The sequence below is a fragment of the Solwaraspora sp. WMMA2065 genome (assembly GCF_030345075.1).
Lineage (GTDB): Bacteria > Actinomycetota > Actinomycetes > Mycobacteriales > Micromonosporaceae > Micromonospora_E.
In genome coordinates, this window is sequence record NZ_CP128361.1 from 1977421 (window position 1) to 2000849 (window position 23429).

Annotated in this window: 10 protein-coding genes; 3 read left to right on the top strand and 7 right to left on the bottom strand. The window is 72.0% G+C overall.

Features of this window, described 5'->3' with window-relative positions:
- The 7 genes from O7610_RS09000 to O7610_RS09030 form a co-directional block, all read right to left on the bottom strand.
- Positions 1–1008, bottom strand: a complete 1008-nt coding sequence (locus O7610_RS09000; protein ID WP_281555309.1) for a CE1 family esterase — start codon at positions 1006–1008, stop codon at positions 1–3.
- Between the two features lie 16 nt (positions 1009–1024).
- Entirely contained in the window at positions 1025–2893 is a 1869-nt protein-coding gene (locus O7610_RS09005) for a hypothetical protein (protein WP_281555310.1), read from the bottom strand.
- Positions 2894–2943: 50 nt separating this feature from the next.
- A complete protein-coding gene (locus tag O7610_RS09010) occupies positions 2944–3906 on the bottom strand; it encodes a sulfotransferase domain-containing protein (RefSeq protein ID WP_281555311.1) in 963 nt (320 codons plus the stop codon).
- 27 nt (positions 3907–3933) lie between these two features.
- Positions 3934–4818, bottom strand: a complete 885-nt coding sequence (locus O7610_RS09015; protein ID WP_281555605.1) for an alpha/beta fold hydrolase — start codon at positions 4816–4818, stop codon at positions 3934–3936.
- A gap of 2 nt (positions 4819–4820) precedes the next feature.
- A complete protein-coding gene (locus tag O7610_RS09020) occupies positions 4821–5135 on the bottom strand; it encodes an acyl carrier protein (RefSeq protein WP_281555312.1) in 315 nt (104 codons plus the stop codon).
- A 68-nt stretch (positions 5136–5203) separates the two neighbouring features.
- Entirely contained in the window at positions 5204–9982 is a 4779-nt protein-coding gene (locus O7610_RS09025) for a type I polyketide synthase (protein WP_289213048.1), read from the bottom strand.
- Positions 9983–9987: 5 nt separating this feature from the next.
- Positions 9988–17973 carry a type I polyketide synthase gene (locus O7610_RS09030; protein ID WP_289213049.1) on the bottom strand — a complete coding sequence of 2662 codons (7986 nt, stop codon included), beginning with the start codon at positions 17971–17973 and terminating at the stop codon, positions 9988–9990.
- A 368-nt stretch (positions 17974–18341) separates the two neighbouring features.
- On the opposite strand from O7610_RS09030, the gene O7610_RS09035 reads away from it, so the two are divergent.
- The 3 genes from O7610_RS09035 to O7610_RS09045 all read left to right on the top strand — a co-directional run bounded on the left by O7610_RS09035 (position 18342) and on the right by O7610_RS09045 (position 23426).
- Positions 18342–19406 (top strand): fibronectin type III domain-containing protein, encoded by a 1065-nt coding sequence (locus tag O7610_RS09035; protein WP_502959083.1) that lies wholly within the window; start codon positions 18342–18344, stop codon positions 19404–19406.
- A 341-nt stretch (positions 19407–19747) separates the two neighbouring features.
- A complete protein-coding gene (locus tag O7610_RS09040; RefSeq protein ID WP_289213050.1) occupies positions 19748–22378 on the top strand; it encodes a fibronectin type III domain-containing protein in 2631 nt (876 codons plus the stop codon).
- 52 nt (positions 22379–22430) lie between these two features.
- Entirely contained in the window at positions 22431–23426 is a 996-nt protein-coding gene (locus O7610_RS09045) for an AAA family ATPase (RefSeq protein WP_281555316.1), read from the top strand.
- The last annotated feature ends 3 nt before the right edge of the window (positions 23427–23429 follow it).

Consider the following 23429-nt stretch of genomic DNA (forward strand, 5'->3'; position numbering starts at 1 on the left):
TCAGGCGGGTCTGGGATGCGAGGCGAAGAACTGCCAGCTGGTCGCGGTGGCGTCCAGTGCGGTGGAGGGCTGGTCCAGGCCGAGCAGCCGGCCCGCCGCGGTCATCTCGGAGCCGGGCCACTGATGCCCAGCGCCGTCGATGGTGATCAGGGTGACGCCCCGGCCGGCCGGACAGTCCGCCACCGAGGTGGTGACACTCCCCTCAGTGGCGGTCCGCGCGGCACCGCACTCGTCGACCTGGCGCCACCGGCCGACCAGGTCCGGCACGGCGGGGCCGTCGACCTTGTCCGGCACCCGGCCGTTGCCGGCACCGTCGCGGCGCCCCGGCCCGCCGGTGTACGGGATCGTCTCGTCGCCGGTGCCGTGGATGTGCAGCACGGAGATCGGCTCCGGGGCCGGGCAGTCGCCGAGCATGGTCGTCGCCACCCCGGTCACCGCAGCGAACGTCGAACTGTCGCAGGCGATCCGGTACGCCAGCATGCCGCCGTTGGACAGGCCGGCGAGGTAGTGACGGTCGGGGTCGAAGGCGAGCCGCTGACCCAGCGACTCCACCAGGGTGAGGACGAAACCCACGTCGTCGACACCGTCGCGGGCCGAGGCACCACAGCACTCCTCGGTCACCGCCCACGCCCGGTTACGGGAGTCCGGGTAGATCACGACGAAGCCGTGCTGGTCGGCGACGGCGTTCCAGCCGTACCAGGATTCGGCCTGCCGGCCGCTGCCGAGCAGGCCGTGCAGCATGACGACGACCGGCACCGGCGTCTTCTCGGCGACGTCGGCCGGGCGGTACACCCGGTAGGTCCGTTCCTGCCCGTCGACGGTGATCGACCCGGCCGACGAGCCGACCGGCGGGGTGTCGACCGGAGCGACCACCCCGCCGTCCGTGGCCGGCGGGGTGGTGCCCGATGTCGGCGGTGCCGGGTCCGGCGCCGACGTGCAGCCTGCGACGAGTGTCCCGAGGACCCCCGTGACGACCAGAACCGCCGACCGGCGCCGGAACCGCGACATCGCTCACCTGCTTCTCTTAGTGGTGGTGGTGTTTCGGAGTCAACTTGAGTAACTCCCAGCCGCCCTCGGGGACGTCATCTGTCGGATCTGTCCGCAGATTCATCGGGTTGGCCATACCGAGGTATACCGTGGACCCGGCCACCACCATGCTACGGACGCCGTAATTGAGGTAGTTCCCGAGCCCGGCGTTGTCCACCATCTTGGCCGGCCGGTGTGGCGACTCGAAGACCCAGAGATCGGCGCCGAAGGCCAGCTCCTCCTCCTCATCGTCGTCACCACCACGGGCGACGTCGGCCGGCGGCACCGGCTCCTCCTGCTGCAGCTCCTTCGCCAGGTAGCTCCAGTCCATCGTGCCGACGTAGAGCCGACCACCGGCGACGACCATCCTCCAGGTGTAGTTGAGCGTCGGGTTGTCGAACCCGGACGCCCCGTAGAGCGGGGTGTACCCGGTCGACGTGCTGGCCCAGACGCCGGCCACCGGGTCGTAGGCCGGTAGCTCACTGGCGCCGTAGAGCAGGTCGACCCGGTCGCCGTGGCCGCCACCGCCCTGGCCCTGGCCGTGGTGATGACGGTGGCCGAAGCTGCCCCGGAAGATGCCGATGGCACGCTGGGTGTTGCGCACCGAGTCCCGTACCCCCTGCTCGTCGGTCGGCGGGTACGCCGCCAGGTGCACCGTCGTCGCTTTGAAGGGCACGTGCATGGTCCCCCAGTAGAGGTAGCCACCGTAGGACGCGAGCCCACCCAGCCCGTAGGTACGGGCGATGATCGGATCCGGCTCGTACTCCAGCACGCTCCACACCCGGGTCCACCCGTCGGCGTCGCGGCCGTCCAGGCCCGGCCCGTTGTCAGACAGTTTCGGGCTCATCCAGACCCCGGCGACATTCGGCGGGCTCGGATCGTCAGCCGTCGGCATGTCGGCGATGTCCGCGGTGGGTGACGCCGGACCGGGCATCGTGGCAACGTCGGCCTCCACACCGACCCAGGTGGTGACAAAGATTCGGCCCTGGTGGACGGTCAGGTCCACCGCCTGTGCCGGCAGGTTCGCCACCTCGGTGAAACTGAACGGGTCCGACTTGCTGCCCGTCCAGCGCAGCACGAGGCCGCGTTCACCGCCGTTGGGCCCCACCCCGACGCCGGTGTAGAGCTCGCCGTCGGCGACAAGGAAATGCCGGATGTTGCCGTACTCGGTGAAGTTGCGCGAGCCGAGGAATGTGCCCGTGTCGGCGTCGAACGCAAACAGGTTGAGCGTGGCACCGAGCGCGGGACCGCCGAGCAGCACCACGCCGCGGTGGTTTCCGGCCGCCCGGATACCGGCGGTCGTGGTCAACCGGTTCGCGTCGTCCGCTGAGGCGGCGCGGACCGCATCGGTGCGTTCGGTCATCTGTCGGCTCTTCGTGTCATACGTGTAGAGCCGGGGGGTGCGGTGGTCGCCGAGGGTCGGTGGCAGCTGCGGGTTGCGGCGGGCAATCTCGCTCTGACCGTACTCGCAAACCCAGTCGTCGTTGCGTGTCGGCTCCGTGTTGCGCAAGTTGTTGCCGCTGGTCATACAGTTGATGTTGGCCCCAGTGCCGAACCACAGCCGGTGCTTGTAGCGGGTGAGCCCCCAGACGTACGACTGGTTGACCTTGGGCTGGCCGGCCTCACACGGCGGGCCGGCCGGGTAGTCGACACCGATGTCGACGAAACACTCGTCGGCCGGTGCCTTGGCCAACAGGGTGCTCTGGTAGCGGGTCCCGCCGTGGTGTCCACCGTGCCTGCCGTCGGTGGTGGCTGCCGACTCGGTACCGGCCACCGGTGCGGCGGCGGCCGGACCGGCGGCCAGAAGCAGCCCGGCGAGCACGGCGGCGGCGACCGACCGGCTCGCGGATGGGCGCAACCTACGCATCAAACACTCTCTCCCTCTACTGTGATTGGCTGGTGCGGGATGTCTCCGGGTCACACGGTGGCGGTCTGCCGTACCGCGCCACCCTTGCCCACCCGGCCGGCGACCTGTCGGGCCCAGCCGGACGGGTCGTCGAACTCCAGGAACTCACCGAGCCGGGCCAGCTGCGGCTCCGGGTCGGCGACCAGGTCCTCGTAGGTCATGGTGAGCAGGTGCGCCGGCGGATTGTCGGCGAGCGCCTGCTCGGCCTGCGCCGCCATGAACGCACAGAGCCCGAGGTAGCGGGTGCTGTCCTCGCCCCGCTCGCGAAGCAGGTCGGCGGTGATCCGGCCGGGCAGCAGGTGCTCGAGCTCCGCCGGCACCTGCTGGTCCGGACCCATCCGAAACGGGTCCACGCCGCACCGGGAGACGAACTCCAGCCGCAGCTGGATCAGCTGGAACGACGAGTGCCGGCTCATCGACCGCGCGGTGTCCGCCCAGTTGCGGGTCAGATAGACGATCCGGGTGTCCGGGAACGACCGCAGCAGATGCGGGGCGATCTGGCTGGACCCGCCGGACCGCTCCACCCAGCGTTGCTTGCCGGTCAACCGGGTGAGCAGGTCCAGGAACATCCGGTGGTGGTCGACGAACGGCTGCTCCGGGAAATCCGGCACCTGGCCGGCGAGCTGGTCGAACAGGCCGTCCGGATCGTCGGTGAGCTTCGGCAGGGTGATCGCCAGCAACTGCGGCAGCTCGGTCAGGTTGCCGGCCCACCTGCCGTCCGCCGGATAGCGCACCTCCTTCGGCGGCAGGCCGATGGCGAACAGCGTGGCAAGCTCCGGCTTCGGGCTGCTCAGCACCTGCCAGTACGCCGCCCCGGTGATCGGCTCGCCGGCCTTCGCCCACGACGGGGTGGCCATGAAGAACTCCTGGACGGACAGGGTCGCCGGCTCCTCGACGATCAGGTCGGACAGCAGGGTGGAACCACACCGCCCGCTGCTGATGATGATCGCCCGTCCGGGCGCCTCGAACTGCATCGAAACCTCCTGGTGAAAACGACGACGTCAGCCGTGCAGGGCGGGCTGACCGGTGTCGGCGATTTGCCGGGCAAGCCAGGGCAACACCTGGCGCCGGACCTGGTCGCGGGCGGTGACCAGCACCGCGTGCCGGTGCCCGGGGACCACCACCAGCTCGGTCTGCGGCAGCAGTTCGACCAGTGCCGGCGCCAGATCGGCGGCGGACGAGTCGCCACCGAAGACGCCGAGCACCGGGCAGGTGATCGCCCGTACCGCGGCCGGGTCGGCGGGTGTGCTGGCCGGCAGGTCCCGGCCGGCGGTGGTGGTGGCGACGAGCCGGCGGACCGCCGCCGTGTAGCGGGCGCCCCGCTCACCCCCACGGGTGGCCAACAGCGAATCACCGTCGCCGTCGGGCTGCGCGGCCCGGACCAGTTGCCGGCCCACCCGGGCGAGCCACTGGGCGGTGGCCGGGGCCGACTCCACCGCGACCAGCGAGGCGACCCGGTCCGGATGCCGGGCCGCGTACCCGAAGGCGATGGATCCGCCCAGCGAGTTGCCCAGCAGATGCACCGGTGTGTCGACACCGAGCCGGTCCAGCAGCGCGGCCAGGTCCTCGACCAGGTCGTCCATCCGGTAGCCGGTCGGCGGCCGCTCGGTCCGTCCATGGCCCCGCAGGTCGTACATGATCACCCGGAAGCCGGCGTCGGCCAGTGGATGCGCCAGGCTGAGATACCAGCTGGCCAGGCTGTCCGGCCCGATACCGTGAACCAGGACCGCGACCGGCCGGCCGGCCGTAGCTTCGGCTGCCGGACCGGCCGCCGGACCGCCACCCGGACCGGCCGCCGCTGCTGCGGCCACTCCCCCGGCGGCAGCGTCGGCAGCCACCGGTGGGAGTTCCTGGACATGCGTCACCAGGCCGTTGACCTGGATCATCGTCACTGGCCGGCCACCTGCGCCACGCTGGCCGGCGGGCCGTCCAGCGCGGCGGAGATGTGCTCGACCAGCTCGCCGACCCGCAACGCGCGCAGCGAGTCCACGTCGAGCCCCGCGACGAACTGGGCGAAGTTGACCGAGTCGCCGTACCGGGCCTGCAGCCGCCCGGCGAGCGAGATGACGTCGATGCTCTCCATCTCCAGGTCGTCACGGAAGCTGGTGTCCATCGTGATCTCCTCGTCCGGATCGATGCCGGGCAGCACCGCGCGCAGCATCTGCGAGATCTCCGTCAGGATGGTGTCGTGGTCGGCTGGCATGATGCGGGTCTCCTTGTCAGGACGTCGATCGGCTTTCTCGGCAGGTCAATCGGGGCCGGATTCGCCGCTTACCGGGCGGGTTCCGGGCCCCAGGTCCACCCCACGACGTAGCGCCGCTGCGGCAGGTCGGGCGGGTTCTCCAGGCTCCGGCAGGTGACCCGGTAGGACCTGCCGGAGGGGACCTCGACCAGCAGGGTGCCGGCGTCGACGGCGACCACCCGTAGCCGGCGGGGCGCTCCATCCAGCCCGGTCCCCTCTGCCTTACCGGCAGCCTCCTTGGCCGCCCAGAAACAGGCGAACCAGAACCGCCGGTCACCGCCGGCGCTGACCTGGTCGAGCAACGCGGCCTCCGCACCGGACAGGGCGTAGTCGACCGTGCTGTCCGGCCGGTCGGTCACCTCGACGATGTCGATACCGACGCCGGGGCCGTCCGGCGTCGACCGGGCCGGGCCGGCGATCGCCACGGCGGCTTCGGCGCAGTGTGCCAGGGACAGGTCGCATTCCCGCAGATCCCGGTCGGGACGCAGATCGGCACGTGGCCGACCGTTCGGGTCGTTGGCGATGGTCAACTCGATCGGGTACACGTCGGTGTGCCCGGCGTCCCACTGCCGGAACCGCACCGCGTCCTTCGCCGCGATCCGACCGAGCAGCCACTGCTTGCGGATCTTCCCCGGCTGCCGCTCGTAGTCGACTGACGCGGCGGTGCCGAGGATGCCCCGGGCGGCCATCGACTGGGTGACCAGGTCGGTCCAGCAGTCGAACACCGCGGTCCACCCTTCCGGCTGACGCACCGACATCGGGTGACGTTCCGGGAACCGTTCAGCCGGCCGTGCCTGCGGATGGCTGTCGAACCGGCGGTCGACCGCGCCGTCGATCTGCGCCCAGACCCGGCCGTCGACGGACAGCTGGGTGTCCGCGACCAGTTGAGCGTCGTCGATCGACCGAACCCGGGCGACGCACTCGAACGCCGTGCCGGGCGCGGGCGGCGGGCCGAAGAACCGGACGTGGCCGAGACCCACCGGCAGCGCCACGGTGCGCATCGGCTGGGTGGTGATGAGCCAGTTCCCGATCAGCTGCAGGGCATTGTCCAGCAGGGCGCCCGGCGGGACGGGCGCGGTGACCACGCCGCGTACGTGCATCTCGCCGAGGGCGTGCACCGTGGTCACCCCGTGGAACTGGGGGCCGTGGAACATCAGCCGCTCCGCGTACATCTCCTCGGCGCTGATCCGGGGAGCGGTCTCGGTGGCCGGGTCGTGGGTCCACGGTGCGCTCACCGGGGCCGGATAGTCGGCGGCGACGTCGACCGTCGCCCGGGCGAAGCTGCCGAAGTTCACCGCGTACGAGTCCGGGCCGGCAGACCGGACGACGATCTCGACGTCCTGCGCCGGTGCCGCGATGGTCCACCGGTTGAACCGGGCGTCGCGCACGCCGACCACCCGCAGACCGGGGACGGCCTGCGCGACGGCGTCCATCATGTGCTGTACGACGGTCGTCGCCGGCACCACCGGCCACCGGTCCTCCGGGTTCGGCCAGTCGTCCGGCTGCACGAAGAAGCAGTGGTCGAGCAGGTACGGCATGGTCTGCACGGAGACCCGCAACGTGGTCCGGGCGATCTCGGTGCGGGGCGGCGGGACGGCCTTCGGCGTCGGCGCCGCCGTGGTCGGCCCGACTACGGCCGGTACGGTGACCGGCCGGACGTCAGCTGGCGGTGCGGCGACCGGCCGGGCCGGCGCGGCCGGGGACACCGGAGCCGGGCTGGCGGGTCGAGTGGCGGCGTCCAGCACGGTCACCGCGCCGTCCGCGGTGTCCCGCAGCAGCGCGGCGAGCTCGGCGGCGGCCTTGGACCGGCCGGCGAGCCGGTGCAACGCGGTGAGCGGCCCGGCCGACTGCTCGGATTCTGCCGACGATTCGGCGTGAGCCGGCGGCCGGGGCCCAGCCGGTGGCCGGGGTGCAGCAGGCGGTCGGGGCTCAGCCGGCGGTGCGGATGTGTCCTGCGCCGCCGCGGCAGCCGACGGTTGGGCCTCGGCGACCGGCGTACCGGACGGCCGGTGTGACGACAGGTCGGCCAGGCCGAGCAAAGTGTCGGCACCCGGCCCGAGGCGCACCAACGGGCCACCCAGGTCCAGCTGGATCTTCGGCCCCCGGCGCGGTGGTGCCGCCGGGGCAGCCGGTGCCGGCGCGGCCGGCGCGGCCGCAGCGGGTGATCGCAGCGCCCGCAGGCCCGGTGCCGCGCCCTCCACCCACAGCGCGGTGGCCACCCGGCGCAACTGGTCGAGACCGGTACGGTGACCCACGTTGACCGGCATGGCGAGATGATCCCGCCCGCGCAGGTTGTCGCTGACCAACGACGCCAACTGTCCCGCGCCGACCTGTAGGAAGACCCGGAACCCGGCGTCGTACATCGCGGCGGTCAACTGCCGGAACCAGACCGGCTCCATCATGTGCCGGACGAAGATCTGGTTGACCTGCTGCTCGTCGGTGGGGAACGGCGCCGCCAGGGTCGCCGACCAGACCGGCACCGTGGTCGGATGCACCCGCCAGGACTGCAGGGCGACCCCGATCGACCTCAGTCCGTCGGCGAACGCCGGAGTGTGGAAGGCCGACCGGAACGGCAGCTTCTGGCACAGCACGTTGCGCCGACGTAGCTCGTCGACCAAGCGGTCGACCTGCTCCTCCGGGCCGTTGACCACCGACTGCGCGGGCGCGTTGTCGTGGGACAGGACCACTCCCGGATAGCCGCCGAGCGCCGGCGTCACCTGGTCGGCACCGGCACCGACGGCGGCGAAGACATAGCCGGACACCGCCACCGAGTCGGCGTCGAACAACTTGAGGAAACCGTCCATGTCGGTGGTGCTGACCTGCCCGCTCACCGCCGCAGCGGACCACTCACCGATGCTGTGCCCGGCGACCGCGTCCGGCCGGATGCCGATCCGGCCGAGCACCTCGTCGAGGAACTTGCCCACTTCGATCAGACCGGCACCGTGCCGGCCCAGATCGGCGGCGGACCACTCCCGGTCCACCAGCCCGAAGTGCGCGGCCAGGTCCCTGGTACGCGGCGTGAACTCGGCCTCCAGCCCGGGGAACACGAACGCCAGCTTCCCGCCGGCGGTCAGCAGCGGGGCCGTGGTGAACCAGATGTCCCGGGCACCCCGCCAGGGCTCCCCCCGACTCACCGCGCGGCGGGCGGTGGCCAGCCGCTTGTCGGTCGGATCCACCACCCCGATCCGGCACGGCGGCGCGGCGTGCGCATGCGGGCCGTCGGCGAACGCGGTGCCCTCGCGCCGTACCAGCGAATCGTCGCGGTCCAGCAGCGCGGCGAGACCGGCCGGGTCGTCGGCAGCCAGCCACAGCACCTGGTCCGGTTCCTCGACCTCGACGCTGGCCGAGCGGGCCGACTGCCCGGCCGCGCCGTTCGGCACGGCAGCCCAGGCGGACGGAGCGGAGGGCGGCTGTTCGATGATCACGTGGGCGTTGATCCCACCGAAGCCGAACGCGTTAACCCCGGCCCGGCGTGGTCCGTCGCTCTCCCACGGCTGGGCGGCGGCGATCGGCGCGAACCGGGTCGCGGCCATCTCCTCGCGGGGCTGCCCGCAGTGCAGGGTGGGTGGCAGAACGCCCCGGTGCACGGCGAGGGTCGCCTTGATCAGGCCGGCGATCCCGGCCGCCGGCATGGTGTGCCCGATCATCGACTTGACCGAGCCGATCACCGGCCGTGGGCCGCCCTGGTAAGCGCCGAACACCTCGGCGACAGTGACCAGTTCGGCGGCGTCCCCGGTCGGCGTGCCGGTGCCGTGCGCCTCCAGCAGGCCGAGCGCGTCCGGCGCCGTCGGATCCAGCCCGGCGGACTGCCAGGCCCGCCGGATGGCCAGCGACTGTCCGCTGCTCGCCGGGTTGAACATGCTCGCCGAGCGGCCGTCGCTGGACACGCCGCTGCCGCTGATCACCGCGTACACCCGGTCACCGGCGTCCAGCGCGTCGGCCAGGCGCTTCAACACCACGATCCCGGTGCCCTCGCCGATCAGCAGACCGTCCGCCGACGAGTCGAACGGACGGATCTCACCCTGCCGGGACAGCGCCCGGAGCTGGCTGAACACCGACCAGAAGCTGATGTCGTGTACGTGGTGCACACCGCCGGCGAGCACCGCGTCCAACCGGCCGGCCCGCAGTTCGGTCATGCCCTGGTCGACCGCGATCAGCGACGAGGCACACGCGGCGTCGATGGTGTACGACGGACCCCGCAGGTTCAACCGGTTCGCCACCCGGGAAGCGGCGAGGTTGGGCACCAATCCGATCGTGCCCTCGGGCTGCTGCGGCCCGAGCCGTTCATCGAACTTGCGCCGGACCCGGTCGAGGCTCTCCGGCGGCAACTCCGGGATGAGCTCCTTGAGGATGCCGATGACCTGGCTGGACATCCGGACCCGCTGGGCGTAGCGGGCCTGGGCCGGACTCAGGATTCCGCCCCGGCCGAGCAGGACGCCGATCCGGTCCCGGTCCGGCAGCCGGTCCTGGCCACCGGCGTCGTCGATGGCGGCGGCCGCCACCTGCAGCGTGATCAACTGGTCGGGTTCGATGTCACCGATCGAGGTCGGCATGATGCCGAAACGCAGCGGCTCGAAGCTCGCGTGGTCGTCGACGAACCCACCACGCCGGCAGTACATCCGATCGGGGCGGTGCGCCTCGTCGGGGTCGTAGAACTCCTCGTCCCAGCGGTGCGCCGGCACGTCGGTGATGGCGTCGACGCCGTCGACCAGGTTGCGCCAGTAGGCGTCCAGGTCGGGAGCTCCGGGCATCAACGCCGCCATGCCGACGATGGCGATCGTCTGGTGCGGGTCAGTCAGGTCCGACATCTGGTTCACCATCCCGAGGCGGTGTAGACCACCGAGGTGACCGCCGGGTCGCCCCAGGCCAGCTCGCGTAGCAGGCTCAGCGCGCCCTCCTCGGGATCGATCAGGTCGATGCCCCGGCGGGCGTACTCCCGGCTCAGTTCCGCGCTGACCATCCCGCCGTGCACCGAGCCTGGCGCCCACGGCCCCCAGTGCACGGTCACGCAGCGCACCCCGGTGCCGGCCGCCCAGCGGCCACCGATCCGGTCGAGCGCGTCGTTGGCGGCGGCGTAGTCGCTCTGACCCCGGTTGCCGTACGCGGCCGCGATGCTGCCGAACAGCACCACGAAGCGTGGATCGGCGCCGTCGCGCAGCGCGTCGAGCACCGTCACCGCACCCTGCACCTTTGTCTGGAACACCCGGTCGAAAGACGCCGGATCCTTCTCCGCGATCAGCTTGTCCTCGATCCGGCCGGCCGCGTAGACCAGACCGTCGATCCGGCCGTGCTCGCCGTGGATCTCCTTGAGCAGTTGCCGGGTGGCGTCGGCGTCGGTGACGTCGAGGCTGTGGTAGCGCACCTGGCTGCCGAGTTCCCGCAGCTCCTCCAGGGTCGCGCGAACCTCGCGTGCGGCCAGGATCGCGGTGGCCGTACGGTCGATCTCCGCCGGTGCGCGCATCCCCTGGGCGACCAGGGCGGCCCGCAACGCCGGCTTGTCCACCGCGGCGGCCAGCGCCGGGGACTCCGCCTCCTGCGACAGTGGGGTACGGCCGACCAGCTCGATGCGGCATCGGCTGGCGGCGGCCAGGGTACGGGCGAACCATGGGGTGATGCCCCGGGCACCACCGACGAGCACCACGACCGAGTCCTGGTCCAGACCGATCGCCTGGGTCTCCGCGACGCCGTCACCGGCCGGTCCGGCACCGCCCGCAGCGAGCGGGCCGAGATCGACCGCGGCCAAGTCGACGGTCTGCCGGCCGGTCGCCGACCAGGTGACGATCGGGGTCTGTCCGCCACTGAGCAGTTCGGTGACCAGGCCGGTGGCAAGCTGATTGTGGTCGGCGCCTGCCGGTACCTCCAGATAGGTCACCGAGACCTGCGGGTACTCGCGTTGGATGGTCCGGAACAGGCCGGCGAATCCGTCGGTACGCGCACCGGCGGTGCCGGCGGCGATCAGCCACCGCACACCCGCCGCAAGGGCCTGCTTGATGAACGGGAAGATGCCGGGCAGCAGCGGTCCGCCGCTGTCACTCAGCCCGTCCAGGATGATCACGCCGTCGTAGCCGGCCGTCTGGTCCGACTCACCGGAGTGGATCGAGCCGGTGGCGCCTGCCGCGCCGTGCTGGGCGAGCTGCTCGGCCAGCGGTGCCAGGGCGGGCGACCCGCCGGTGATCAGGAACCGGGCACCGGCGAGCGCCTCCGGCGCGACGACCGCGCCGGTGGCGGGAACCGGCCGGGCGACGAGTCGACGTGGGGCCGTACCGTTGTCCGGGCCGGACCCAGCCCGCTGCGCCGCAGGAGCCGCGGGCGCCGCCTCGGGTGTCTGATCAGCCGCCATCTTCTCGGCCAACCACGCCACCATCGTGCGCACCGTCCGCGCCCGAACCAGCTCCTCCAACTCCGACTCGTCACCATCCACCGACAACCGCAACCGGGTCGCCACCTCACCAGCAACCTCAGCCCGCTTGATCGAATCGATACTCAGATCCGCCTCAAGATCCAGATCCAACTCGATCAGATCCACCGGATACCCGGTCCGCTCACTCAACACCTCCAGGATCGCCTCCTGGAACTGCGCCACCCCCACCGATCCGGCAGCCGGAGACGACACCGACGCCGCAGACACCGACGCGGACGCCGCAGACGCCGTGACGGCAGGCACCGGGCTCGGTGCGGTCACCGACGCGGCCGGTTCGGCAGTCGCGGGTACGGCCGCCATCTTCTCGGCCAACCACGCCACCATCGTGCGCACCGTCCGCGCCCGAACCAGCTCCTCCAACTCCGACTCGTCACCATCCACCGACAACCGCAACCGGGTCGCCACCTCACCAGCAACCTCAGCCCGCTTAATCGAATCGATACTCAGATCCGCCTCAAGATCCAGATCCAACTCGATCAGATCCACCGGATACCCGGTCCGCTCACTCAACACCTCCAGGATCGCCTCCTGGAACTGCGCCACCCCCACCGATCCGGCAGCCGGGGACGACGCGGGCACAGCAAACGTCGCAGCAGCAGGCGCGGACGCCGCGGTCGCCGTGACGGCAGGCACCGGGCTCGGTGCGGTCACCGACGCGGCCGGTTCGGCAGTCGCGGGTACGGCCGCCATCTTCTCGGCCAACCACGCCACCATCGTGCGCACCGTCCGCGCCCGAACCAACTCCTCCAACTCCGACTCGTCACCATCCACCGACAACCGCAACCGGGTCGCCACCTCACCAGCAACCTCAGCCCGCTTGATCGAATCGATACTCAGATCCGCCTCAAGATCCAGATCCAACTCGATCAGATCCACCGGATACCCGGTCCGCTCACTCAACACCTCCAGGATCGCCTCCTGGAACTGCGCCACCCCCACCGACGCCGCCGGCCGCACCGCGACCGTCGCGGTCACCTTCGCCTTCGGCGCAGGCTCCGTCGGGGCCGTCACCGGCGCGGTGACGGCTTCGCGGACCGCCGGCTCCGCTGGCGCGTACTCGCGCACCACCGGGGTGGACTGGACAGCGGGTGCCGCCGGAGCAGCCTGTAGGGCGGGTGCCGCAGGAGCCGTCGTCTCGGCAGGCGACGCCGGGATGGCCGCAACGTCGGTCGCCGGGGGCGTGCTGGTCGGCACGACCACCTCGGGGTAGCTACTCGGCGCGGCGATCGCCGGCTGGGCCATCATCGACGGGTACGCCGCGGCCTCGGCCCACCCGTTGCCGGCTGGCGGCCGCTCCCCGAAGTACGCCAGCATCACGTCCCGCTGAGAGGCGATCAGTTCCCGGCTCGTCCGTAGGAATTCGCTGATCAGTTCGTCGCGCCCGTCCCGGTAGCCTGCTGTGGGCACGTGCCGGGCACCGGCAGACGTAAGAGGGCTGATCCCGTTGCCGTTGCCATGTCCGTTGCCGTTGCCGGACACATGCGCGACCCCGTTGCCGTTACCGGACACATGCGCCACGTCGTTGCCGGGATCGTTTCCGGACACGTTGCCGAGACCACGACCGTTTCCGGCCTCGGTGGATGCACTCATCGACAGCTCCTTGATTTGTCGGGGAGGCGTCATGCCGCCGGGCAGCGGCCGGCCATGCTGGTCGCGAACCAGCTGACCGTCGACCGTCCAGACCGGACGGGGAGACGGCGGAGCGGGTGCGATCTCGGCGACTCGCCGGCCGCGGTAGAGCCAGTCGGTCTGCACCGGAACCCCGGCGCAGGCCAGTTCGGCGACGGCGCAGAGAAAACCACGCAGTCCGTCCGCCCGCCGACCGTCGCAGGCGACCGCCACGTGCGGGCGCTCACCCAGGACGGCGTCGACCAGGCGGGTGAGTACCTGGCCAGGGCCGGCTTCGACGAAGACGCGGGCCCCGGCGGCGTACATCGCTTCGATCTGGTCGACGAACCGCACCGGGGCACCGATCTGCGCGGCGAGTTCGTCGCGGATCTGGTCCGCACCACCCGGGTAGGGCTGGGCGGTCCTGTTCGACCAGACGGGAACGGTGGGTGCGGCCACCGGATGCCCGTCGAGGGTGGATCTGAAGGCGGTGACCCCGTCGGCGACCACCGGGCTGTGGAAGGCACAGGCCACCGCGATCGGCCGGGCGGACAGACCCTTCTCCTTGAGTACGGACACCGCGCGTCGCACCGCCGGGGTAGGGCCGGAGATCACCACCTGCTGCGGGCCGTTGTGGTTGGCGAGCACCACCTCACCGGCCAGCCCGGCGCCGGACAGCACCTCACCGATCTGCTCGGCGGTGGCCGCCACCGCGGCCATCGTGCCGGGATCGGCGCCGGCGGCCGCCAGGATGGCGTCGGCGCGCTCGCGGCTCAGCTCGAGCAGTGTCCGGTCCTCGAAGGCACCGGCGACGCACAGCGCCACCAGTTCGCCGTAGCTGTGCCCGCCGGCCAGGTCCGGCCGAACGTTCAGCCGACCGAGCAGGTGATGCACGGCGAGCCCACCGATGCCGAGCACCGGCTGGGCGATCCGGGTGTCCCGGACCCGGTCCTGTTGACCCCGGTCGTACTCGGGGTCGAACGCGGCCGGGGGGAAGAGCGGTTCGACGTAGTCGCGGCCGATGTCCAGGAACCGCCGCAGCTCGGGAAAGCTGACGAACAGGTCGGCCAGTGCGCCCGGGCGCTGGCTGCCCTGGCCCGGGAAGAGGAAGGCGACCTTGCCGCCCGCGCCCGGTGGCTCAGCCGGCTGGAACAGCCCGCGCGCCGGATCGTGCTCACCGGCGATCGCCCGGTGCAGCAGTCCGGCCAGGTCGTCGAGGTCGCTGGCGACGATGGCGACCTGCACCGGGCCGGACCGGTTCTCAGCCTGGCGGGACTGGGCCGCGGCGAGGTCACGCAACCGCCAACGTCGGCCCAGCGCGTCGCGGGTGTCGATGGTGCCCAGCAGCGCCCGCATCGCCTGGTGCGAGCCGGCCCGGTCGCCGGCCCGGAAGCAGAACAGCTCGGCCGGCCACTCGTCGCGGGCGTGTCGCGGTTCGGGTGCGTCGGCGTAGGCGCTGAGCACCGCGTGGAAGTTGGTGCCACCGAACCCGAAGGCGCTGACCCCGGCGACGCGTTCGCTGGCCGGTGCCGCCCACGGCCGTGCCGAGGTCTCGAAGGCGAACGGGCTCCGGTCGGGGTGCCAGGCCGGGTTGGGTCGGGTCACGTGCAGGGTCGGTGGCCGGACCCCGGTGTACAGCGCGAGGGTCGCCTTGATCAGACCGGCCAGACCGGCGACGCACTTGGTGTGCCCGATCTGCGACTTGACCGACCCGAGAGTGCAGCTGCCGGGCGTGGCACCCGCCTCGCTGAACACCGTGGTCAGCGTCTCCAGCTCGGTACGGTCGCCGACCACCGTGCCGGTGCCGTGTGCTTCGATCAGGCCGACCTGCGCCGGCGACACCCCGGCCTGCCGGTACGCGCGGTCCAGGGCCCGCCGCTGGCCGGCTGCCCGGGGCGCGGTCAGGCCCAGGGCCCGTCCGTCGCTGGACCCGCCGAGCCCTTTGATCACCGCGTAGACGCGGTCACCGTCGCGCTGCGCGTCGGACAGTCGCTTGAGCACGACGGCGGCGACGCCCTCGCCGAGCGCGATGCCGTCACCGGCGCTGTCGAACGAACGGCACCGCCCGGTCGGAGACAGCGCGTGCGCCGAGGTGAACATGAGGTAGTCGTTGATGCCGTTGTGCAGGTCGGCGCCACCGCAGATCATCAGGTCGCTGCCGCCGCTGGCGAGTTCCTTGCAGGCGGCGTCCATGGCCGCCAGCGACGAGGCGCAGGCCGCGTCGACGGTGTAGTTGGGGCCGCCCAGGTCGAGCCGGTTGGCGACCCGACCGGCGATGACGTTGGCCAGGATGCCGGGGAACGAGTCCTCGGTGACGGTCGGCAGTTGCTCGTCCAGCTCTCCGGGAACCTCCGGCAGGTAGGCCGGCAGCATGGTCCGCAGCGTCTGCGCGTGCCCCATGTCGCTGCCGGCCTCGGCTCCGAAGATCACCCCGGTGCGGGAGTGGTCCACCCCGTCGCGGCCCGGCGTGTAGCCGGCGTCGACGAGGGCCCGCTGGGAGACCTCCAGGGCCAGCAGCTGGGTGGGGTCGATGCTGGCCAGGGCGGACGGTGGAATCCCGTACCCGATGGCGTCGAACGGCACCTCGGCGAGGAACCCGCCCCACTTCGAGACGCTGTACCGGCCGGTCTGACCGGGACCGACCTCGGGCGCGTAGTAGATGTCCGGGTTCCACCGGTGCGGTGGCACCTCGGTGACGGCATCGGCGCCGTCCAGCACGGTACGCCAGAACGCGGCGAGGTCCGGCGATTTCGGCAGCATGCAGGCCATGCCGACGATGGCGATGTCCAGCGGCTCCGCCGACTCCGCCGGCTCGGCCGGGGTCCAGTCGGCCCGCAGCCGCTCGGACCGGGCGGTGTGGAAGGCGACCGCCTGGTCGGTGACCGTACCGTGCAGCGCCGCGACGGTGGTCTCCTGTTCCCGCAGCACCGCGACCTGACCGGCCATGAACATGCCCTCGCTGAGCTGGGCCGCCTCGTCGACGTCCACCAGCGCGTCGCCGTCGCGTCGCTTGCCCTTGCTGGCGATCCGCAGCCGGCCCACGTTGAGCAGCTCGAGGTGCTCCCACACCTGGCGGTTCTCCAGGCCGGCGGACTCGAGCTCGACCCGCAGCGCATGGAAGTCGTCCACGAAGTCGCTCTGCAGGCACCGGGTCACGTGCCCGGGTGCGGTCTCCAGCAACGCGGTCCGGGTCGCTTCCCGGGCCATCCGGGCGAAGGTGGGTTGGATCGCGCCGTGCGCGACGGCCTCGGCGGTGAACAGGTAGGCGGTGCCCATCAGCACCCCTACCCGCACGCCTCGCCGGGTCAGCGGGGCGACCATCGCGGCGATCATGGCCGCCGACCGGTCGTCGTGGATGCCGCCGGCGAAGAAGACCTGGATCTCGGCCGCCTCTTCCGGCGTCGCGCCGGCCAGGTGCTCGGCCAGTACGGCGAGCTGCGCCTCCCACAGCGGAAAACTGGCCCGGGGGCCGATGTGGCCGCCGCACTCGGCGCCTTCGAAGATGAACCGGCGGGCACCGGAGCGCAGGAACTGGCGCAGCAGCCCCGGTGACGGCACGTGCAGGAAGGTCCGGATCCCTTCCCGTTCCAGTTCCTTGGCCTGTGGTGGGCGGCCGCCGGCGATGATGGCGAAGTCCGGGCGGATCCGCCGGATCACGTCGAGCTGGGCGGCACGGATCTCCTCGGGCGCGAAGCCGAGCACACCGACGCCCCAGGGCCGTCCGTCGATACGGGCGGCGGTGTCGGTGAGCATCTCCTCGGTGCGTTCGGCGGTGGCCAGTGCCAGCGCGATGAACGGCAGCGCCCCGTCGGCGGCGACCGCGGCGGCGAAGCCGGCCTCGTCGCTGACCCGGGTCATCGGGCCCTGCGCGACCGGCACCCGCAGTCCGAGGTCCCGGGCCAACGGACCGCCGGGGCGCAGTACCTCGGCCGCCGCGCCGTCGGTCGCCGCGTCGACGATCGCCTCGCGGATGCCACGGACCGCGGCCGCGGTGTCGGACCAGCGGCCGGCGAACTCGGCGGCCAGCCAGCCGTCCTGGCCGACCGGCAGCAGGTCGGCGCGGGCGGGGACACCGGCCGCGCCCGGCCGGCGCGGAGCCCGTGGGATCCCCCGGTAGCCGTCGACCAGGACGCTCTCCGAGCCGTCCATCCGCCGGATCGCGGCCAGTACGTCGGCCGGCAGGTCCGACTCGGGCATCAGGGCGAGCTGGTTGTCCAGCACCACGCCAGCGGCACCGCCCAGCACGCAGGCGGCCGCCGTGTAGGGCCCGATCCCACCCAGCGCCCAGACCGGTACGCCCAGGTCGGCGGCGGTGAGTTGCTGGACGAGGACGAAGGTGCTCAGCTCGCCGACCTCACCACCGGACTCCATGCCGCAGGCGATCAGCCCGTGCACACCCGCCGCCGCCGCGGTCCGGGCCGCGGCGAGGCTGGTCACCTCGGCGAGTACGCGGTAACGGGTCACCAGTCCGGACAGGTCCCACGGCAGCTCGCCAGTGACGACCACCAGCTCCATCTGGCCGGGGGCGAGCCGTTCGACGTCGTCCACCGAGGCCGGACAGCTCGCCGGGACGCGGACCGCGATGGGTCCGTCCGACCAGGCGGCCAGCTGCTCCACTGCGCGCAGGACCTGTGGCCGGGTTCCGGCCAGGTCGAGCACGCCGGTGCCGCCGCCCCGGCGGACCGCGCTGGCGATGCGTGGGCTCGACTCGACCTCGCCGCAGGGGGTGTAGGCGATCACCAGGTCACGCATGTCGACTGCAGTACTCATCAGACTCCCGCTTCGTGAGCAGTGGTCCCGGATTCGATGCTGACCGCCGGAGGATCCACCGTTGCGGCAGCTCAGAGCGAATATTCCGCATCAATCGATGTCACTCTTCGGAGAAACTTAGCGGCGATCAGTTACGACCGTGTGAACTCTGTCGACCAATAACGCCAACCCGGTGCGGGCAGAACCAGGGCAACTGCCCGGCTTCCGACGGCAACCGGCAACATGGCCAGATCCGCCGAAACAATCCGGTGACTCAGGTCACATCGGACGGACAGACAGTAGATCCGTGGACTTGGATCCAGACTCCCGATGTTGCCGTTCGGTACCCCGGGGCAGGGTGGACCGGCGGCACCCGGCAGCATGGCGAGGTGGCCCAGCCTTCCCTCCTCGTCGGTGTCCGCGACAACGCGGCCGCCATGCGTGCCGGCGGCGACCTCGCCGGCGCGTGCGGATACCTGCTGCGGGCGCTGGACTCGGCCCGTGACGCCTTCGGTGCGGACGAACCGGAGGTTCTGTGGACTGCGCACCTACTGGCCCGTCTCCGACGTGAGGCCGGCGCCCCGGCAGCCGCCCGGCGGTTGTTGGAGGAGTCGCTGGCAGCAGGCGAACTACGGTTGGGTGACCGGGAGCCGGTCATGCTGGCCATCGCGTACGAGCTCGCGACGCTCGCCGAAGAACTGGGCAACCGGCATGAGGCCCGCCGCAACTTCTCCCGGGTCGCCGCCGCCGGCCCGGCGCAGCTCGGCGACGACCACTGGCAGGTCCGGGCCGCCCGGGAGTACCTAACCGGCTCACCGGTCGCCCCGGTCGATTCGGCTCCCACCGCTGCGCAGCGCGAGCCAGACCTGCTGACCCGGCCGGTACCGCCCAGCCATCCGACACCCCCGGCACCGGCGCCACCGGTTTCCGACCGGAAGGTAGCGACCGCCGCCGATCGGCCGCCGCCGTCGTCCACCGCCGTGACTGGACCGGCCGCAGGCGTTGCGGCACCGTCGCGGTCCCTACCGGTCGTCGTCGCGGTCGGCGCCGCGGCCGCCGCGGTCATCGCCGCCGTTGTCGTGGTCATCGTGGGCGTCACCGTCCTGCTCGACGGGCGGACCACCACACCGACCGGGCCGGGGCGTCCGGGGTCGGACCGCACCGCGGCCGGTGACCCGCCGACCGCCCTGCGGCTGACCGACGACACCACGGCCGTGACGCTGGCCTGGTCCGACCCGACCGCGGGAACGGTGCCGTTCATCGTCGCAAGTGGCCGCAGCGGACAACAACTCGGCGCACTTGCCACGGTCAATCCCGGCCAGACCGTATTCACCGTCAACGGGTTGAATCCCGAACTCGACTACTGTTTCGCGGTGCTCGCCGTCTACTCCGCCGACGAGTACGTCCCCTCGGACCAGGTCTGCACCGACCGTCGGACAGCCGACCCGGACTAGTCGAAAAACTCCATGTTGATCAGCGGAAACATGAATTTCCGAGCAGTTCTTCGGTAATCCCGTCCGACGTTGTCCACAGGGGCTGCCAGAGCGGTTTCCGGTCAGCGTGACGGCCCCTTAGGATGGCCTCCGGCCCAGCGTCGGGAGCGGCCCCGGGCCGGCGACGACCGACTATACGGGCGACGGACACCATACGACCGACGGGCGGAAGGCGACCTACTGTGGTCACCACGGGCGACGGCACCACGGGCGACGGCAACACAGCCGGCGGCACAGCCGGCGGCGGCACACGGCGGGGCCCCAGCCCTGACGGCCGACGACGCCGCGGCCGCGGCACGCTGGTGACCGTCGGCACGGTCACCGCGCTCGTCGTCGGCATGGGGCTCACCGTGCTCGGGCTCGGCGCGGCCGACCACGCGGCGGCCGGCTACGACGCGAGCTCCTGGTTGTGGAGCTCCGCCCGCAGCGAGCTGGCCAGGGTCAACGGGCTCACCGGGCGGGTCGACACCCGGGTCGAGGTCGCCGACGCACAGGGCCGCCAAACTCAGGTGCTGCAGACGGACCAGTTCCTGATCCTGCGCGAACTGGCCACCGGCAAGGTCAGCTCGCTCGATCTCGCCACGTTGCAGGTCGGCGCGACCGTCCAGAGCACGACCGGGTTCGGGGTGAGCGTGGCGATGCAGGGCGACGCGGCCTTCGTCATCGACGCCGTCCAGGGCGTGGTTCGCCAGATCGACCCCAGGTCACTGCGGCCCGTCGGCGACCCGGTGCGCTACCCGCCGGGGATCGCCGGTGGACATTTCGACGGCGCCGGTCGGCTGTGGATCGCAGTGCCGAGCGAGGGCACCGTCTCGGCGATCACCGCAGCGCCGCTGCCGAGCGACCCGACGCAGGGCTCGGCGGAGGGCTCGGCGGAGGCCGTCTTCGACTCGTCGATCCCCCAGCCGGCCGCCGCCGGGCAGGATGCGGACGCCACCGACGAAACCGCCGGGCCGACCCGGATCCGGACCGTGGCGGTCGCCCCGCCCAGCAACGAGTTGGCCATCTCCGCGCTCGACGACGGCGTCGCGGTGCTCAACCGGACGGCCGGCGCGCTGACCCTGTTGCGCGGCGGGGACCGCCACGAGGTGCCGCTCGACCTGGACGGTCCGGGCGTCCTGCCGGCCCGCACGACCGGCAGCCTGGTCGCGGTCACCGTGCCCGAACGGCGACGCATCGTCCTGGTCGACGACGACGGGGTCCGGCAGCTGTCGGTGCCGGGCAGCGGATCCGCGCTCCGTCCCGCCGTCAGCTGGGCGGGCCGGGTCTACTGCGCCGACGAACGCAGCCGGGAGATCCTCGCGTTCGACGGGGCGGGGGCGCTGCTTGCGTCGATCGACGTCACCGAGACCGCCGGCCCGCTCGACCTGGAGGTCCGGGAGAACCACCTGTTCATCAACGCGCCCGACGCGGCCACCGCCCGGGTCGTCACCGACGCCCACGAGGTCCGGCAGGTCGACAAGTACGCCAACGACATCCTCGGCGGTGACCCACCGCCGGAGCCACCGCCACCGCCACCACCGCCGAAGCCGACGGTCGGCCGGCCGGGTGCGCCCCGCGCGGTCAGCGCGGCAGCCGGCGACACCACCGTGCGGGTGAGCTGGCAGCCGGCGGCCGACAACGGCGCGAGCATCCAGCGGTACGTGGTCACCGGCGACGGCCGCAGCTTCGAGGTCGGGGCCAACCAACGGTCGTTCGAGGTCACCGGGCTGGTCAACGGCGAGACGTACCGGTTCTCGGTCCACGCGGTCAACGCCGAGGGCGCGGGGCCCGAGCGGGAGTCCAACCCGGTCGTTCCCACCGCTGAGGTGCCCGACGCCCCGGTGAACGTCACCGCGCAGGCCCGCGCGGACGGCTCGGTCGCGGTGAGCTGGCCGGCCGCCGACGGCCAGGGCAACGTCATCGCCGGCTACACGGTCACCGCCGTATCGGCCGAGGCCACCGCCCCGGTCGGCGACGTCTCCGGCACCGAGCTGGTCCTCCCGCCCGGCTCGCTCGACTACGGCACGCAGTACGCGTTCACCGTCGTCGCGGTCAGCGACCAGGGAGCCAACTCGACAGCGTCGCCGTTGAGCAACTCGGTGGTGCCCTACACGGCCCCCGGCGAGCCGGCGGCGGTCGAGGCGACCACCGTGGCCGACCAGCGGGGTGCCCTGCGGGTCGGCTGGTCGCCGGCACCGGACAACGGGCGTCCGGTCACCGGGTACGTGGTGACCGCCGGCGACCAGCGCACCGAGGTTGCCGACGGCACCGTCGTCACCCTGACCGGGCTGGGCGACGGGGCCGATGTGACGGTCTCGGTGCATGCGGTCAACGAGGCCGGTGCCGGCCCGTCGGTGAGTACGACGGCCCGTACCGTCGCCGCGCCGAAGGTCACCGTCACCGGTGCCACCGCCGGCACCAACGCGGTCACCCTGAGCTTCTCGGTGGACGCCGGTGGCGGGAACGTCAGCTGCAGCGCGGCGGCCGACGGCGCGGCGGCCGTCACCGGCAGCTGCAACAGCATCCGGGTCGGCGGACTCTACCCGGGACGGTCCTACCGGTTCACCGTCCGGGCCAGCAACGCGGCCGGCACCGGCACCGCCACCCACAGCCGGGCGACCGCGGACCTGTACGGCATCGCGACCTGCGTCAACGGTCCGGACGGCGGGCAACGCACCTACTGCGACGACGACGTTCCCGGTCGCAACGGCAACGAGATCTTCGCCGTGCCGGAGCAGGACAACAGCCGCCAGGTCGGCTGGGTGCCCGACGGCACCCGACTGACCGCGCTGTGCCGCCGCCAGGGCGGGCACGTCGACGCCTGGATCTACAACGGCGGTAAGGCCAGCACCTGGTGGATCCGGGTGGAGTACAGCGGGAAGAACTACATCCCGTGGGCCTGGCTGAACCTGGCCGGCGGCGACGACCTGAACCAGCTGCCCACCTGCTGACCCCGCCCACCTGGGCAGCCACCGATCCACCCCGGCGAGGAGACCAGCCGCAGTGACCACGACCACCCAGCTGACGCCCCACGAGGTGACCGGCTTCGCCTCGACCGCCGCTCGACTGGCCGGTGAGATCTCCACCGTGGTGCTGGGCAAACCGCAGGTGGTGCGACTGACCCTGACGGCCCTGTTCGCGCAGGGCCACGTCCTGCTGGAGGACGTGCCGGGGGTGGGTAAGACCACCCTGGCACGGGCCGTCGCCGCCACGGTGCACGGCCACTGGCGTCGGATCCAGTTCACCCCCGACCTGTTGCCCGCCGACGTGTCCGGGGTGACCATCTTCAACCAGTCCACCCAGGGGTTCGAGTTCCATCCCGGCCCGGTGTTCGCCAACATCGTCATCGCCGACGAGATCAACCGCGCCTCACCCAAGACCCAGTCGGCGCTGCTGGAGGTGATGGAGGAACGCACGGTCACAGTGGACGGGGTCCGGCATCCGGTGCCCCGGCCGTTTCTGGTGGTGGCCACCCAGAACCCGGTCGAGATGGACGGCACCTACCGGCTTCCGGAGGCCCAGCTGGATCGGTTCCTGGTCCGGTTGTCGGTCGGCTACCCCGATGAGCAGACCGAGATCGAGGTGCTGCGCGGGGCGACCCTGCGGTCCCCTGAGGCACTCGAGCCGGTGACCGACACGGCCACCGTCGGCCGGCTCATCCAACTGGCGCAACGGGTGCACATCGCCGACCCGTTGTACGGGTACGCGGTGCGGCTGGCGGCCGCGACCAGGACACACCCGCAGATCCGGGTCGGGGTCAGTCCACGCGGGGTGATCGCGCTGACCCGGGCGGCCTGCGCGTACGCGCTGATCGGCGGCCGGGGGTTCGTGCTGCCCGAGGATCTGAAGGCCCTGCTGGAGCCGGTCTTCGCGCACCGGCTGCTACTCACCGCGGACGCCCAACTGCGCGGCGTCACGGCAGCCGAGGTGCTCGCCGACGTGGTCCGGTCGGTCCCGGTGCCGCTGCCGGCCGGCCAGCCGGCAGCGGCCGGGGTCTGAGCC

Bases quoted from the DNA above. Each gene is read 5' to 3' on its own strand.
- O7610_RS09020 (WP_281555312.1), bottom strand. From the start codon at position 5,135: ATGCCAGCCGACCACGACACCATCCTGACGGAGATCTCGCAGATGCTG.
- O7610_RS09000 (WP_281555309.1), bottom strand. From the start codon at position 1,008: ATGTCGCGGTTCCGGCGCCGGTCGGCGGTTCTGGTCGTCACGGGGGTC.
- O7610_RS09015 (WP_281555605.1), bottom strand. From the start codon at position 4,818: ATGATCCAGGTCAACGGCCTGGTGACGCATGTCCAGGAACTCCCACCG.
- O7610_RS09025 (WP_289213048.1), bottom strand. From the start codon at position 9,982: ATGTCGGACCTGACTGACCCGCACCAGACGATCGCCATCGTCGGCATG.
- O7610_RS09005 (WP_281555310.1), bottom strand. From the start codon at position 2,893: ATGCGTAGGTTGCGCCCATCCGCGAGCCGGTCGGTCGCCGCCGCCGTG.
- O7610_RS09030 (WP_289213049.1), bottom strand. From the start codon at position 17,973: ATGAGTACTGCAGTCGACATGCGTGACCTGGTGATCGCCTACACCCCC.
- O7610_RS09010 (WP_281555311.1), bottom strand. From the start codon at position 3,906: ATGCAGTTCGAGGCGCCCGGACGGGCGATCATCATCAGCAGCGGGCGG.